The sequence below is a fragment of the bacterium genome (assembly GCA_024226335.1).
In the GTDB taxonomy this organism is placed as follows: Bacteria; Myxococcota_A; UBA9160; order SZUA-336; family SZUA-336; genus JAAELY01.
In genome coordinates, this window is record JAAELY010000263.1 from 1 (window position 1) to 13,549 (window position 13,549).

Sequence of the window (13,549 nt, forward strand, 5' to 3'; positions counted from 1 at the left end):
CGTAGCTCGTCATTGGCCGCCTGTGCGATCGAACGGATGATCTCTTCGCGACGCTCCGACAGCAGGTCACTCAGGGAGTTCTTCGGAATCGTCTCCTGTACCTTGCTGTAGGTACTGTCATCGAGGCGTTTGATCGCCTCGGCCATGTTCGGAAAGTTCTCGTAGAACGTGCGCGGGTGGTCGATCTTCCAGATGGCGTAGTAGTCGACTTCGATCAGCAGCTTCTCGCTGGTGAAACCCTCGAAAGTTCGAGCGTCGTAGTGCAAACGCCGCCGGTCGAAGCGGTGGACCTGGTGTAGGCCGGGGATGCGCACATAGAAGCCGGGCTCGATCAACTCCGCCTGATTCTTGTAGAGGCCCAGAATTTCGAAATCGGGATCACCCAGGACCGTACGGAAAGCCTGTTCGCGCACGTCGATGATGATCACGCAGAACGCTCCGATCAGAGCGACGACGATGGCGGAGAGGGCGAGGAACCAGCGCATCATTCCCGGGCTCCACGTCGACCGAGCGGGAGATACGGCAAGACGTTGCCGCCCTGCCCTTCTTCCAGAATGACCTTGTCCATGCGGGGCAGGATCTCCTCGAGCGTTTCCATGTAGAGACGCATGCGGGTCACGTCCTTGGCCTTTTTGTACTCAGTGAGTACCGCGTTGAAACTGTCGGCCTGCCCCTGCGCGCGCAGGATGCGCGCCTCCTTGTAGGCATGTGCCTGATTGAGCACTTGCGCCGCGGCACCTCGAGCTTCGGGAAGGATCTTGTCCGCGTAGCCCTGCGCCTCCAGAACCATGCGCTCGCGATCCTGCTCGGCGCTCGTCACTTCGGCGAAAGCTTCTTTCACCGGATCGGGCGGTTGTACGTCCTGCAATTGAACGGAGCGCACATCGATACCCGCTCCGTACTCGTCGAGGATCATCTGGATCTGGCGCTGCGTATCGCTGGCGATCTTGGCCTTCAGACCGGTGAGCACCCCATCGATCGGCTCCCCGCCGATGACCGCGCGAATCGCCGCCTCGGCGGTGTCGCGGATGACGACCTCGGACGCTGCGACGTTGAGAAGGTAGTCCTTGAGGTTCGAGATCCGGTACTGAACCACGAACTGCACGTTGACCAGGTTCGTATCACCGGTGATCATGCGCCGCTGCTGCTCGGGATCATCCTGATACTCGACACCCGGCTCCGAGGTGGTGTAGCCGAACTCTTCGCGAAACGTGACCGTGACGGGACGGATCTCAAGCCGGTCGATCCACTTCGCGTGCCATTGCAGACCGGGACCCTGAGTCACCCAGTAGCGGCCCAGCCTGAGCACGACGGCCTGTTCATCCGGTTCGACCTGGTACAGGCCGACCCAGCCGTAGGCGCCGACGGCCGCCATGAACGCAAAAAGGAGCATCAATCGCGGCGCCGACTTCAACTCATCCCCCCCTGAACGATCGACCGCTCAGCTATCCGATTTTTTCCGGTGATTCTCAGCAACGTCGAGGATCGGCTTCACCAGGTCGATGGGTAGCGGAAACAAAATCGTCGAGTTCTGTTCCGTAGCGATCTCCGACAGGGTCTGCATGTAGCGCAACTGCAGGGTGTAAGGCGATTGGGTCATGATGTCCGAGGCTTCGCGCAGGCGTTCCGACGCCTGGAACTCTCCTTCTGCGTGAATGATCTTGGCGCGCCGCTCGCGTTCGGCCTCGGCCTGTTTGGCCATGGCGCGTTGCATCTCCGCAGGCAGATCGATGTGCTTGATCTCGACCGCCCGAACCTTTACGCCCCAGGGGTCGGTGCCGCGATCGAGTTCCTGCTGCAATTCGCGGTTGATGCGATCCCGATCCGCCAGCAGCGTATCGAGTTCCGCCTGACCGCAGATGCTGCGCAAGGTGGTCTGCGCCAGCTGCGAAGTTCCGTATAGGTAGTTCTCTACTTTGATGATCGCGTGCTCGGGATGAACCACGCGAAAGTAGAGAACCGCGTTCACCTTGACGGAGACGTTGTCGAGCGTGATGACGTCCTGTGAGGGTACGTCCATCACGACTTCTCGCAGACTCACGCGAAACATCTGGTCGACGCCCGGAATGATCAGGCGAAGACCGGCCTCCTTTACGCCGCTGAAGCGGCCCAGGCGAAATACTACGCCGCGCTCGTACTCCTTGAGTATCTGCACGGCCATCCAGAAGATGACCAGGACTCCGACCGGGATGATGAGAATGAATGGAAATGGCATGCGGGTATTCTAGGCCGAGTCGGAAGATGTTGCCGCTACTGGGCGCACTCGGACCACCAGATCCTGCACCTCCACGATCTCGACCCGGTCGCCCTCCCGAATCTGGCTATCGGATTCGGCGGTCCAGAGTTCACCGCGCACGAGCACCCGGCCCCGACCGGCAGCATCGCTATCGCTGTCGGCGACCGCCTGTTGCCCGATCAGGCTCTCGACCCCCGCGAACTGCGGTCGCTGAAAGCTCTTCGAAACGCCGTAGATCACGATGCCCATGAATCCGGCCAGCACCAGAACGGTGGGCAGGATGACGGAGACCACCGGAACCGCGAGGTCGGAGAGTTCGGGCACCCGAAACACCAGATACGCTCCGGCGGCAAAGCAGGAGATGCCCAGAGCGAAGAGCACGCCGAAGCTGGTGATGAAGATCTCGGCGACCAGCAGGCCCAGCCCGGCGAGGATCAGGATGAGCCCGATCCAGTTGAAGGGAATGATCTGCAGGGCGAGACCCGCCAGGATCAGACATACGACTCCGATGGAGCCGGGCACGATCAATCCGGGATTCTGCACTTCGATGTACAGGCCTGCGGCTCCGGCCAGGAATAACAGGAAGGCAACCGATGGATTTCCGATCACCGCGAAGATCCGATTGATCAGATCCATTTCGAAGTAGTGCACCTGGGCGTTCTCGGTGTCGAGCACCACTTCGCCGCGACCGACTTTCACCACGCGACCGTGAAGCTGCTCGAGCAGATGGTCGAGATCCTCGGCAACCAGGTCGATCACGTTCTTCTCGAGTGCTTCGGACTGCTTGATGGCCACTGAATTGCGTACGGCGTCGACTGCCCACTCGACGTTGCGTTCGCGTTCTTCCGCGATCGACTCGATGAACGCCACGGTAAAATTCTCGGCCTTCTCGGCTGCAAAGTCCGTAGCGCCCCCTTGGGCGGGTTCTTCGCCTTCCTCGCCGTCCTCTTTCGGCACAGTCGGTGGCTTGGGATTGGAACCGAAACTGCTGACCGGGTGAGCCGCACCGATACTCGTCCCCGGTGCCATCGCAGCGATGTGACCGGCCATCGTTATGAACGTGCCGGCCGAAGCCGCCCAGGCGCCGCGCGGCGAAACAAACACCGCGACGGGCAACGGCGCATTCAAGATCGACGAGACGATATCCTTCGTAGTCGTGAGCAACCCGCCTGGCGTGTCGAGTTCCAAGACCAGCAGATCTGCACCCGCCTCGTCGGCCGCTTTGATCGCCTTGTCCAGATAATCGGAAATCGCCGGACCGATCGCGTCGGACACCGTGGCTACGTAGACGGTCGACGCGAGCGCCGGTCGGACGAAGAACAGGGTGAGCGCGATGGCCCAGAGTCCATGGCGGTACGTCATCTGCGATGCACCTCTGCGGCGCGGTCCAGGATGCGCTGCGCGACTTCGAACTTGGGCGCATAAGGGACCTCGACCACATCTTCCCCGCCCGGACCGAGAATGCTGACCTCGTTTCCCTCGACGTCGAAACCGATGTCCGAGCGCGAAACGTCGTTGACGACGATCAGGTCGCAGCCTTTGCGAGTCAGTTTGTCGCGCGCATTCTCGAGCACGCGATCGGTTTCAGCAGCGAAACCCACGACCGTTCGCTGGCCCCGATCGGCGACGATTTCGGCCAGGATATCCGGATTGCGTTCCAGTTCGAGCGTCATCCGCTCCGTGCCCGCACGCTTGATCTTGCGCGGCGCCGCCGCCGAAGGTGCGAAATCCGCCACGGCCGCTGCCAGGATCGCCAGGCTCACACGCGGGAGGCTCTGGCGAACGCTGTCTCGCATCTCGACCGCCGTGCGAACGTCGATTCGGTCGACACCAAACGGCGTAGGCAGATGTACCGGTCCCGAGACCAGGATGACTTCTGCACCGCGACGGGCGGCAGCTTCGGCCAGCGCGAAGCCCATCTTTCCAGACGAGCGATTGGTGAGCACGCGCACCGGGTCGATGGGTTCTTCCGTGGGGCCAGCAGTGATCAACACGACCTCACCTGCCAGATCGTCAACAGAAATCGCCCGCTCGGCAGAAGCGGCGATCACCTCGAGATCGACCAGACGACCCTCACCCTCCCAGCCACAGGCGAGTTCGCCCGAAGCCGGTCCCACGATACTCGCCCCGCGCTTGGCCAGCGTGGCCAGGTTTTCCTGCGTCGCCGGGTGGGCGTACATATTCACGTTCATGGCCGGGGCCAGGACCAGGCGCGCCTGAGTCGCCAGGCAGACCGTCGTGAGCAGATCGTCGGCGATTCCGTGGGCGAGCTTCGCCAGCGTATTGGCGGTCGCCGGGGCGATCAGCGCGACCTCAGCCCAGTCGGCCAGTTCGATATGCGAGATCTCGGACTCGCCGGACATGGAAAGGAGTTCCGATCGGACCGGGGCGCCGGACACGGTCTGCAGCGAGAGCTCCGAGACGAACTCGAGGGCATTGGGCGTCGCCACCACGCGAACCTCATGGCCGCGCTTGACCAAAAGGCGCACCAACTCGCAGGCCTTGTAGGCGGCGATGCCCCCGCATAGGCCCAAAAGGATACGACTCACCCGGAAGCTCTGCTCAATTCAGGAATTCCCTTTTGATTCCAAGCACTTCAATCGACCTTAGCGGTGAGGGTTCGGACTGTCAATCAGGGCCTCCCAGGGTCGGCGAACATTGGCGCCTCGTCCATGTCCATGTCCATGAGGGAAAAATCAGGCTCCTCGCCCAACTGCCCGAAGAGTAGTGGGCTTCCAGGCGGAGCCCGTCTTCAATGGAGATCCAGAGCGCATTCATGGGTACGGCGGCTGCGGCCGTCCTGCTGATCGCGATTCTCGTTCAGAGACGCGAGACGGCGACCTTGAGCTTCGCCGCGCTGACGCTCGCCTACGGATTGTGGTGTTTCGGTCGCGGAATGGCCGGCCTGGGCCTCGAATGGGGCCACGAAGCCTCACAGACTGGCCTCCTGGCTCTCGGCCCGACCGCCCTGACTTCGGCCCTCTACCTGACGGAGCGAAACCGATACCTGTCCGCACTCAGACCGCTGCTCCTGCTGCCCCCCGTCGTGATGTTCGCCGGAGTCGTGCTCGAAGCGCGACCTCGGGAACTCTCCGCGGCAATCCACGTGTGGGCCTTCGCCGGGGTTCTGGCCGGAGCCTGGGTCCTGGCGCGCTTTTCACCCCTTCCGGCGATCGATGCCTCACCGGAACACGTCCGACTGCGTTACCTGTCGATCGCGCATGCGATCGTGATCCTGGGCGTGGCCGGTGATCTGATCCTGTGGCAATTCGAACTTCCTCGAGTCGGCACCTTGCTCCCGCCCCTGCTCTATCTGTACGCCGGGTATCTGCACCTGGCGAGGGTGCGCGTCGCCGATCTCCGCCAGCTCATGGGCAATGCGATCGCCTTGACGCTCATGGCTGTCTGCCTCGCGGGGTTCTTTGCCGGGATTCGCATCTGGGTCGGCGAGCGAATCGACCTTTTCGTATTCAACGCATTCATCGCGTCGTTTGCACTTCTGTTCGCATTCGAACCCATGCGCGAGCGCATCCAGGCCGCAATGGATCGCCGCTTCGTCGCCGAGCGCCTCGAACTCGAGCGCAGCCTCGAGCCCTTGCGCGAGCGGCTGGGACAGATCCTTTCGCTCGACGAACTCCTTCTGGAGCTATTCGGCTGTCTCGAGAAGACTCATCAGTTGCGTGCCTCTTCACTCTTCCTGCGCGACGATGCGAACGTCGGTTTCCAACAGGCCGGGAGCATCGGCCTGTCCCCGCGCACACGGGTAAGCCTGATGCGAGATCCGACCTTCGTATCTGCATTGGAGGAAAGCCCGATCCTGCTGGCTTCCGAACTCGAAGTCTCGCAACTGGGCGAGCGCGACACTCGGGAACACGAGAGGTTGGAAACCCTGCTGCGGATTCTGCGCGGATTCGATGCGCAACTGGTCCTGCCGCTGTGCGCCGAAGATCAAGTCGTCGGCTTCTGGACCCTGAGCGACGCGCGCTCCGAAGAGAGCTTTTCGACCGATGAAATCAGGCTACTGCGGCAGATCGCGGACCTCGTGGCCGTGAGCATCCAGAACTCAAAGACCTTTGAGCGCATCCGCGCACGCGATCGACTCGCGAGCCTGGGCGAGATGGCCACCGGACTCGCGCACGAGATTCGCAATCCGCTCGCGGCGATTCGCGGAGCGATTGCCGTACTCGATTCGGATGACGACCAGAATGCCGAATTCCACGAGTTGATCGTCGAGGAGGTCCTGCGCTTGAACCGGGTCGTCGAGTCGTTTCTCGACTACGCGCGCCCCTCGACACATAACTCGGTCATCAAGGGAGTCGGGCAGTTCGTGGAGGAATGCGCGAGATCGGTCATACGCGCACAAGCCGAATCGAACATCCAGATTACGATCGAAGCAGAAGACGATCTGCCTACGATTCGCGGCGATGCAACTCAACTCGAACGCGTTCTGATCAATATCGTACAAAACGCTTTCGAGGCGCTCGAAGACTCCGGCCGTATTCAGATTCACACGCGCAGCAACATCGGTTTGGAAGGCGAAGCCGCTGGCGTCGAGATCGTGATCGAAGATGACGGACCGGGAATGGACGAAGCCACCCACGAACGCGCCTTCGTACCGTTTTTCACGACCAAGGAACGCGGCACGGGCATGGGCCTCGCGCTGTGCGAACGCTTGATCCGCTCCCAGAACGGAAGCATCGAATTGCACTCCCGACCGGGAGAAGGCACGTTGGTTCGCATCCTCCTCAGCCCCAGCGGTCCCGAAGGCCCGGAAGAGGAACAGGCAGCGTGAAGCGAGAAGGGACCATCCTGATCGTCGAGAACGAGGCGAACATGCGCCGCGTGCTCTCGGCACTGCTTCACAGGGAAGGCTTCGAGACGCTGGAAACCGGTGACGGCGTGAGCGCTCTGCGCATGCTCGAGGACGAACGCGTCGACGCCATCTTGACCGATCTGAAGATGCCACACATGAACGGACTCGAACTCCTCGATGAAGTCCAGAAACTCCATCCCGATATCCCGACGGTGCTTCTGACGGCGCACGGAACCGTCGGTGGCGCGGTCGATGCACTCAAACGGGGCGCCTTCGACTTCCTGACCAAACCCTTCGATCCCGACGAGATCGGCCAGGTAATCGTAAAGGCCGTCAATACGCGCCGCCTCGATGATCGCGAAGCGCGGATCTCGAGTGATGAGGATCCCGAACGTCTCCTGCTAGGCGATAGCCAGGCCCTGCGAGCGGTCAAACACGTGGTCCGGCGAGCCGCACCTACACCGGCGACGGTGCTGATCATGGGTGAGAGCGGAACCGGCAAGGAACTGGTCGCGCGCAGCGTACACCGGCAGAGCGAACGCGCAGACTGTCCATTCGTCAAGATCAACTGCGCGGCCATCCCCGATGGCCTGCTCGAAAGCGAGTTGTTCGGCCACGAGAAAGGAGCTTTCACCGGCGCTGCCACGCGCAAGCCCGGCCGCTTCGAACTGGCTGACGGCGGCACTCTGTTTCTCGACGAGATCGGAGAGATGCCGCTTTCCGCGCAACCCAAACTCCTGCGAGCCATTCAGGAGGGCCGCTTCTACCACGTGGGCGGCACTCACACGATCTCGGTCGACGTACGTCTGGTCGCCGCAACCAACCGGGACCTGCAAAAGGAAGTGCAGGCGGGACGTTTCCGCGAAGACCTTTTCTACCGCTTGCACGTCGTGCCGATTCAACTGCCGCCCTTGCGGGAGCGACTCGAAGACGTTCCGGCCCTCGCGAAACTCTTCCTGCAGCGCTTCGCGAGGCGAGCAAACCGTCAGGTAGATTCGATCACTCCCGCGGCCATGGCCGCACTGCAGATGCACTCCTGGCCCGGCAATATCCGCGAACTGGAGAACGCGATCGAGCGAGCCACACTGCTATGCGAAGGCTCGGTCGTAGAACTCTCGGACCTGCCAGGCGAACTCGCCGCGTTGCGCGGGGAAACTCCGGACGCCGCGAATGGGCCTCTCACCTTGAAAGACCGCATCCGAACCGCGACGCGTCAGATCGAGCGCGACGCGATCCTGGAGGCGCTGCGCGCGACACAGGGCAATGTGACCCGAGCGGCCGAGAACCTGGGCCTCTCGCGGCGCGGGCTTCAGCTCAAGATGAAGGAACTCGGAATAGGTCGCGACGCCTGAGTCGTGGTCCGAAGAACGGGTTCAATGCCGGTCAACCCCCGAGGCGCTCCTTCAGCCGCTCGTAGACCCCCTCGGGCACGAACTCGCTGACATCCGTCCCGAACCGGACTAGTTCCCGAAGTCGGGAGCTGCTGACGTAGAACCAGCGCTCGCTAGTCATGAGGAACACGGTCTCCATTTCCGGAAAGAGATGGCTGTTCATCAGCGCCATCTCGAATTCGTACTCGAAGTCGGAAAGAGCCCGCATTCCGCGAATCACGACCCGCGATTTCTGGGAGCGCATATACTCCACCAACAACCCGCTGATCGTGTCCACGCGGATGTTCTCCCGGCCCTTGAGCACTTCCCGGATCATCTCGACCCGCTCTTCGACCGTGAAGGTCCCGCCCTTTTCGACGTTGGTGGCCACCGCGACGACCAGTTCATCGAACAGGCTGGACGCCCGATCGATCAGGTCGAGATGGCCGTTTGTGATCGGATCGAAGCTGGCCGGATAGACCGCGACTCGCTTCATGCTCTAGCACCCTCCTCATTCAGTTCTGGCTCGAACCAGTCGAAAGTCGTCTCGCCGTAGGCTCTGGAGGCCCGGTATAGCAAACCGGGAGGCTGGCTGCGGGGCGAGCGTGCGTCTCTCTGGATGATCCAGGCTCCTCCTGGCGCCAGGAGTCGCGCGTTTTCGGGATTCTTCTGCAACGCGGCAGCAGCTGGATCGGTGTAAGGAGGATCTGACAGGACTAGATCAAACGCCCTGGAGGACTCGATCAACAACGGGACGGCGCGCTTCACGTCCTGAGCCATGATCTGCGATTCCGATTGCAGATCGAGCGCGCGCAGGTTCTCGCGCAAGACCGCGACGCTGCGCCGATTGCGCTCGACGAACACCGCCTCGTGGCAGTTCCTGGACAGCGCTTCGATCCCGAGCGAACCCGAGCCCGCGTACAAGTCCAACACCGAGCCGGTCACTGCATTTCCCAGCCAGTCGAACAACCCGGCCCGGGCCCGATCCGTCGTCGGGCGAGTCTCGCTGCCCGAAACTGTCTGGAGTCGCCGACTGCGCAGTCGACCGGCAACAACCCGCATCGAAACCATCCCTCCCGACTGACCCGACACGACATGCGCCGCCAATTCAGGTAGCTTAGCCGCGTCGATGCCGAGATCATCGGATTTTGAGTGCGATATCAAGAAGGAGTGTTCCCCGTGCCACTCCTTCGAGTAGGCGAAGAGTCGGACGCAGGCATCGAAAACGGGCTCCGGAATCCTCGTTCCTCCCGGTCGCGAACCGGGCAGGCACCCGCAGAACACCGGAAGGCAGCTCGCACAACCAGTACCCACAGCATTTCAAGGATGAAGAGAAAGGACAGCAATGGCAACGCGATCGGCGGCTTCTCGAACCTCTTCAGCAAAAGGTCCGAAAGTCACAAAGGCTAGTCTGGAGCGGTTCAAGAGGCAGATACCGCTGCGTCTCGAACAGATCCGTGGTGATCGCTCACAACGCTCTTTCGCTCGCGAGCTCGGCGTCTTCCAGCAGAACGTCAACCGCTACGAGAACGGAACGACGCCCCACGCGGATTTCCTGATCACGCTCGCAATCAAGGAGAACATCTCCCTCGATTGGCTCCTGCTCGGCAAAGGGAAGCAGACCCGACGCAACTAAGGCGACTCCAGGGGCCATACCTGCCCAAGAAGAGCACCTGACTACCCAGATTCTGGGAATTCGCCTTCCTACTCGCGAACTCGTGCGTGCGCACGGGCTAGCACGAGCCGGCCCAAGCTAAAGGCTCACTTGAGGAAACGGCGCCATCACTGCGCTGCGGCACGCATCTTGAAGTTCCTCCGACCGAATTCGGAGGACTTGGATGAGATTCTTGCTCGGCGCCCTGGTGGTTCTTTTCAACCTGACGGACAACGCGACCACATATCTGTGTCTGCGCGAGCCCGTCCCGGGCTTTGAGATCGTCGAGGTCAATCCGATCGCTCGCTGGCTCTTCGAGACTCTTGGCCTTCTCGAAGGGCTCGTGTTTGAAATGGGAATGACGACTCTGGCTGTGGGCTTCCTCGTAGTCACCCGGAGTGTCCCCCCAAAGCTCAGGCTCGCACTGCTGGTCGTGCTCACCGTGCTGCCCGCATGGGCCTCTGCAAACAACTACTTCGTTCTCAAGGCCGTGGGGATTCCTATTGCTCTTGGATAAGTCGATCAAGCTCATCGGATGTATCGTTGCTTTTTCCATCTGCGGTCTGACAAAGGCGACTCCCTTCCAGGCCTCCGTCGACGCTGCCCCTCCGGCCGTTGAGCCTGCCGTCGCAGCCGTCGAACCGATCGATCGTCGCCTCGGGTTCGTCCTCGACAGCTTCTCGCATTTCCAGTCGGGGCTTGCTCCGTTTGAAGTCGAGGCGGTTGCACGTACGATCATCGAAGAGGCCGACCGGTACAAGATCGATGCAAAGCTGGTCGCGGCAGTCATCCACACAGAGAGCGGGTTCTCGAATTTCGCGCGTTCCAGCGTGGGAGCGCTTGGACTGATGCAACTCATGCCCGCAACCGGAGAGATGCAGGCCCGCAAGCTGGGAATCGAGTGGTACGGATCCGAGACGCTTTTCGACCCTCATGTGAACGTGAAACTCGGCACTTCCTATCTCGCATTCCTATACGAGAGGTATGAGGACTGGGACAAGGCCCTGGCTGCGTACAACTGGGGACCCGGCGCAGTCGATCGCCGCGTCCGCAGGGGGGCGGGCGTCCCGGAGAAGTACGCATCGAAGGTGATGGCTCGGCTCGACTTCAACAAGAAAGCAACGCGCTGACCCGGTCATCTGATCGGGGCGCGTCGCGAGACGGCGTAGTATTCCGGGCCGGGTATCCGAGGCTAGTCTGACGCCGCTGCCGGTGCTTCTTCCGAAACTCTCCCCGCCATTCCCGCAACCAGTGCATCGATCGCCCGGTCGACCTCGAGGGCCCCGCCCTTCGCACCGTTGACCAGAATCGAAAAGACCCGCCGTCGCCCGCTGGCCGCGGGCAGTACACCACTGAGCGACGAGACCCTGCGCAGATGCCCGGTCTTGCCGCGGACAGGGATCGCGCTGCCGTTCATCCGGTCGCGCAGAGTGCCATCGAGTCCCCCCAGCGGCAGAGACGCCAGAAATTCCGGCCCGTAGTCGAAACGCGCTACGGCGTCGCGAATCAACGCTGTGAGAATCGCGGCCGAGATGCGATTGCGCGGCGAGAGACCGGAGCCGTCGGCAATCACTTCATGGCCAGCGTCGAGGCCGATTGAACGCAGATGGTCCCCGATCGCTCGCGTGCCCTTTTCCCAGGACCCTGGAGCTCCGTAGATCTCGGCGCCGAGTGCCTTCGTGAGTTGCTCGGCGATGAAGTTATTGCTCCACTTGTTGAGCTTCTTCACGTTCTCGCCCAGTGGAGCCCCCTTGAAACGCATCAGCTCACGCGCCGACTCCGGCAGCGAACCGAAGCGAGTGGAACCCGTGACGCGAATTCCCTGAGCTTCCAGCTGCCTGCGCAGGATCGCCGATGCATAGGGTCCCGGTTGCGAGACCGCCCGCCAGTAGGCCCGGGGTTCGGCTTTGATGGGAACCGATCCTCGAATGCGCACCTGTTCACCGATGCCGTCCGCCAGACGCACGATCGAAAGATCGAGCCGCGACTTGCCCTTTACCGTGAGCGCATCCGAGCGGGTGCGAAAATACGAAACCATCGGTGCAACATCGACCTGCGCGGGCTTTCCGATTGCCGGGCCGGGCCGGACCTCGATGCGAAAGGACGAGTAGTTGGCCGCGAAGGCCGCCACGCGTGCGTTGTAGGCACGCGCAGAAGCGGGCTGCCAGTCGGGATGAATCGTGACTCCATCGAAGTAACTCTGATCGATGCCAATGCCCCGCTTGATCTCCCTGATGCCCAGCAAGCGCAATTCCTCGGCCAGTTTCCAGAGACTTTCAGAGACCAGCGTGGGATCCCCTTTGCCGACCACCCAGAGCGTTCCATCGAGCACACCGTCGCGAAGGCTTCCGTCCGCGTAGATCGGCGTCTCGAAGCGGTAGGTCGGTCCCCAGTGTGCGAATGCGGCCGTCGCGATCATCAGCTTCTGATTCGAAGCGGGAACGCGCGCGTGGTCCGCCGAATGCTCCAGGAGGCGCTCGCCGGTCGCGAGTTCTTCGAGCACCACGCTAAGGTTCGCACCGCGGATCGCCGGATCATTCACGAATGATTCAAGCGCCTTCTCCTCGAACTTCTCCGCCTGGGCCTCACCTGCAAGAAGCGAGATCGAGATACCAAGGGCGATCCAGGCGTGATTCCAGAGGCGAATCCAGGAGTGACGGAGCCGGGGTTTTCTCATCCCGGCTAACTTAGAAGACTGCCCGCGCGAGCGCCGCAGACTGCGGAATGCTTGATCCGCCCGCAGCGGACCGGCATCCTGCTCGCAGTGAACAGTCGGCGACACAAGTGCACCCATCGGCGCGGACGGCGACCGCAAGGATGTCGGCGGGAACGCCGAAGCGAAAGCCGATGAAGCGGGCTCAGGCATGGATCGAAGGGCTGCGACGGACGGGAATCGCCCGCTTCGATGAACTCCCCGGCGGAGCCGGTGCCCGGCACTACTGGCGAGTGAGTTTCGAAGACGGCACGAGTGCCGTCCTCATGCACGCACTTCCAGAAGACCCCGCCATCCTTCCGCCGGGACTGCGCTCCGCGCCCGATGAAATCCCCTTCGTGGCCATGACTGCTTTTCTGGCGCAGCGAGGTCTGCCGGTACCCGAAATCTACGCGGTCGACTACGACGAGCGATGGATCCTGCTCGAGGACCTGGGAAACACTCATCTCTGTGACCTGCCGGAAACCAGCCTGGTACCGCGCCTTCGCGAGGCGGTCCGCTTGATCGCACGGCTTCACCGCGCGACCCCCGAAGGGGAGCTTCCCTTCCGTCGCCTGTTCGATCGCGAGTGGATCGCCTTCGAATTGCAGACCTTCGTCGAGCACGGACTCCGGGGTTCCGAGACCGGTACTCTGCGCGAAGCACTCGACGCCCTGGCCGGAGCCATCGAGGTGCTTCCGCGGGTGGTCTGCCTTCGCGACTACCAGAGTCAGAACCTGATGATCGACGCACGAGAACGTCTGCGCATCCTCGACTACCAGGA

General features: G+C 62.0%; 14 protein-coding genes. 6 read left to right on the forward strand and 8 right to left on the reverse strand.

Annotation, left to right across the window (positions count from 1 at the left end; translation table 11 throughout):
- The 5 genes from GY725_13495 to coaBC all read right to left on the reverse strand — a co-directional run.
- Positions 1-488: hypothetical protein (locus GY725_13495; protein ID MCP4005199.1), on the reverse strand; the 488-nt coding region annotated here is incomplete at its 3' end.
- Positions 485-1,414, reverse strand: coding sequence for an FtsH protease activity modulator HflK (gene hflK / locus GY725_13500; GenBank protein MCP4005200.1), 930 nt, complete (start codon positions 1,412-1,414; stop codon positions 485-487). The genes hflK and GY725_13495, both read right to left, overlap by 4 nt.
- A 27-nt stretch (positions 1,415-1,441) precedes the next feature.
- A complete protein-coding gene (locus GY725_13505; protein ID MCP4005201.1) occupies positions 1,442-2,215 on the reverse strand; it encodes a slipin family protein in 774 nt (257 codons plus the stop codon).
- Positions 2,216-2,224: 9 nt separating this feature from the next.
- Positions 2,225-3,598 carry a nodulation protein NfeD gene (locus GY725_13510; protein MCP4005202.1) on the reverse strand — a complete coding sequence of 458 codons (1,374 nt, stop codon included), beginning with the start codon at positions 3,596-3,598 and terminating at the stop codon, positions 2,225-2,227.
- Positions 3,595-4,785: a bifunctional phosphopantothenoylcysteine decarboxylase/phosphopantothenate--cysteine ligase CoaBC gene (gene coaBC, locus GY725_13515; GenBank protein MCP4005203.1), complete on the reverse strand. Its 1,191-nt coding sequence runs from the start codon at positions 4,783-4,785 to the stop codon at positions 3,595-3,597. Before coaBC ends, GY725_13510 begins: the two co-directional genes overlap by 4 nt.
- Before the next feature lie 206 nt (positions 4,786-4,991).
- Here coaBC and GY725_13520 point away from each other — a divergent pair, with 206 nt between their 5' ends.
- Positions 4,992-7,028 (forward strand): GAF domain-containing protein, encoded by a 2,037-nt coding sequence (locus tag GY725_13520; protein MCP4005204.1) that lies wholly within the window; start codon positions 4,992-4,994, stop codon positions 7,026-7,028.
- A gap of 17 nt (positions 7,029-7,045) precedes the next feature.
- On the forward strand, positions 7,046-8,401 hold the full coding sequence (locus tag GY725_13525; GenBank protein MCP4005205.1) for a sigma-54-dependent Fis family transcriptional regulator: 1,356 nt from the start codon (positions 7,046-7,048) through the stop codon (positions 8,399-8,401).
- Between the two features lie 31 nt (positions 8,402-8,432).
- On the opposite strand, the gene coaD is transcribed toward GY725_13525, so the two are convergent.
- Positions 8,433-8,915, reverse strand: coding sequence for a pantetheine-phosphate adenylyltransferase (gene coaD / locus GY725_13530; GenBank protein MCP4005206.1), 483 nt, complete (start codon positions 8,913-8,915; stop codon positions 8,433-8,435).
- Positions 8,912-9,481 (reverse strand): 16S rRNA (guanine(966)-N(2))-methyltransferase RsmD, encoded by a 570-nt coding sequence (rsmD, locus tag GY725_13535; protein ID MCP4005207.1) that lies wholly within the window; start codon positions 9,479-9,481, stop codon positions 8,912-8,914. Before rsmD ends, coaD begins: the two co-directional genes overlap by 4 nt.
- 283 nt (positions 9,482-9,764) lie before the next feature.
- Between rsmD and GY725_13540 the strand changes: the two genes are divergently transcribed.
- From GY725_13540 to GY725_13550, 3 genes are all read left to right on the forward strand, one after another.
- Positions 9,765-10,055, forward strand: a complete 291-nt coding sequence (locus GY725_13540) for a bacteriophage CI repressor (protein ID MCP4005208.1) — start codon at positions 9,765-9,767, stop codon at positions 10,053-10,055.
- Positions 10,056-10,257: 202 nt separating this feature from the next.
- Positions 10,258-10,590, forward strand: coding sequence for a hypothetical protein (locus GY725_13545; GenBank protein ID MCP4005209.1), 333 nt, complete (start codon positions 10,258-10,260; stop codon positions 10,588-10,590).
- Positions 10,583-11,203, forward strand: a complete 621-nt coding sequence (locus GY725_13550; GenBank protein ID MCP4005210.1) for a lytic transglycosylase domain-containing protein — start codon at positions 10,583-10,585, stop codon at positions 11,201-11,203. Before GY725_13545 ends, GY725_13550 begins: the two co-directional genes overlap by 8 nt.
- Before the next feature lie 62 nt (positions 11,204-11,265).
- Here the strand turns inward: GY725_13550 and dacB are convergent, their stop codons facing one another.
- A complete protein-coding gene (gene dacB / locus GY725_13555; GenBank protein MCP4005211.1) occupies positions 11,266-12,750 on the reverse strand; it encodes a D-alanyl-D-alanine carboxypeptidase/D-alanyl-D-alanine-endopeptidase in 1,485 nt (494 codons plus the stop codon).
- Between the two features lie 170 nt (positions 12,751-12,920).
- On the opposite strand from dacB, the gene GY725_13560 reads away from it, so the two are divergent.
- The coding region (locus tag GY725_13560) for a phosphotransferase (GenBank protein MCP4005212.1) at positions 12,921-13,549 on the forward strand (629 nt) is incomplete at its 3' end.

Coding starts and splice junctions, on each gene's coding strand:
- coaD (MCP4005206.1), bottom strand. CDS start 8,915: ATGAAGCGAGTCGCGGTCTATCCGGCCAGCTTCGATCCGATCACAAAC.
- GY725_13520 (MCP4005204.1), top strand. CDS start 4,992: ATGGAGATCCAGAGCGCATTCATGGGTACGGCGGCTGCGGCCGTCCTG.
- GY725_13505 (MCP4005201.1), bottom strand. CDS start 2,215: ATGCCATTTCCATTCATTCTCATCATCCCGGTCGGAGTCCTGGTCATC.
- dacB (MCP4005211.1), bottom strand. CDS start 12,750: ATGAGAAAACCCCGGCTCCGTCACTCCTGGATTCGCCTCTGGAATCAC.
- GY725_13545 (MCP4005209.1), top strand. CDS start 10,258: ATGAGATTCTTGCTCGGCGCCCTGGTGGTTCTTTTCAACCTGACGGAC.
- GY725_13540 (MCP4005208.1), top strand. CDS start 9,765: ATGGCAACGCGATCGGCGGCTTCTCGAACCTCTTCAGCAAAAGGTCCG.
- rsmD (MCP4005207.1), bottom strand. CDS start 9,481: ATGCGGGTTGTTGCCGGTCGACTGCGCAGTCGGCGACTCCAGACAGTT.
- GY725_13510 (MCP4005202.1), bottom strand. CDS start 3,598: ATGACGTACCGCCATGGACTCTGGGCCATCGCGCTCACCCTGTTCTTC.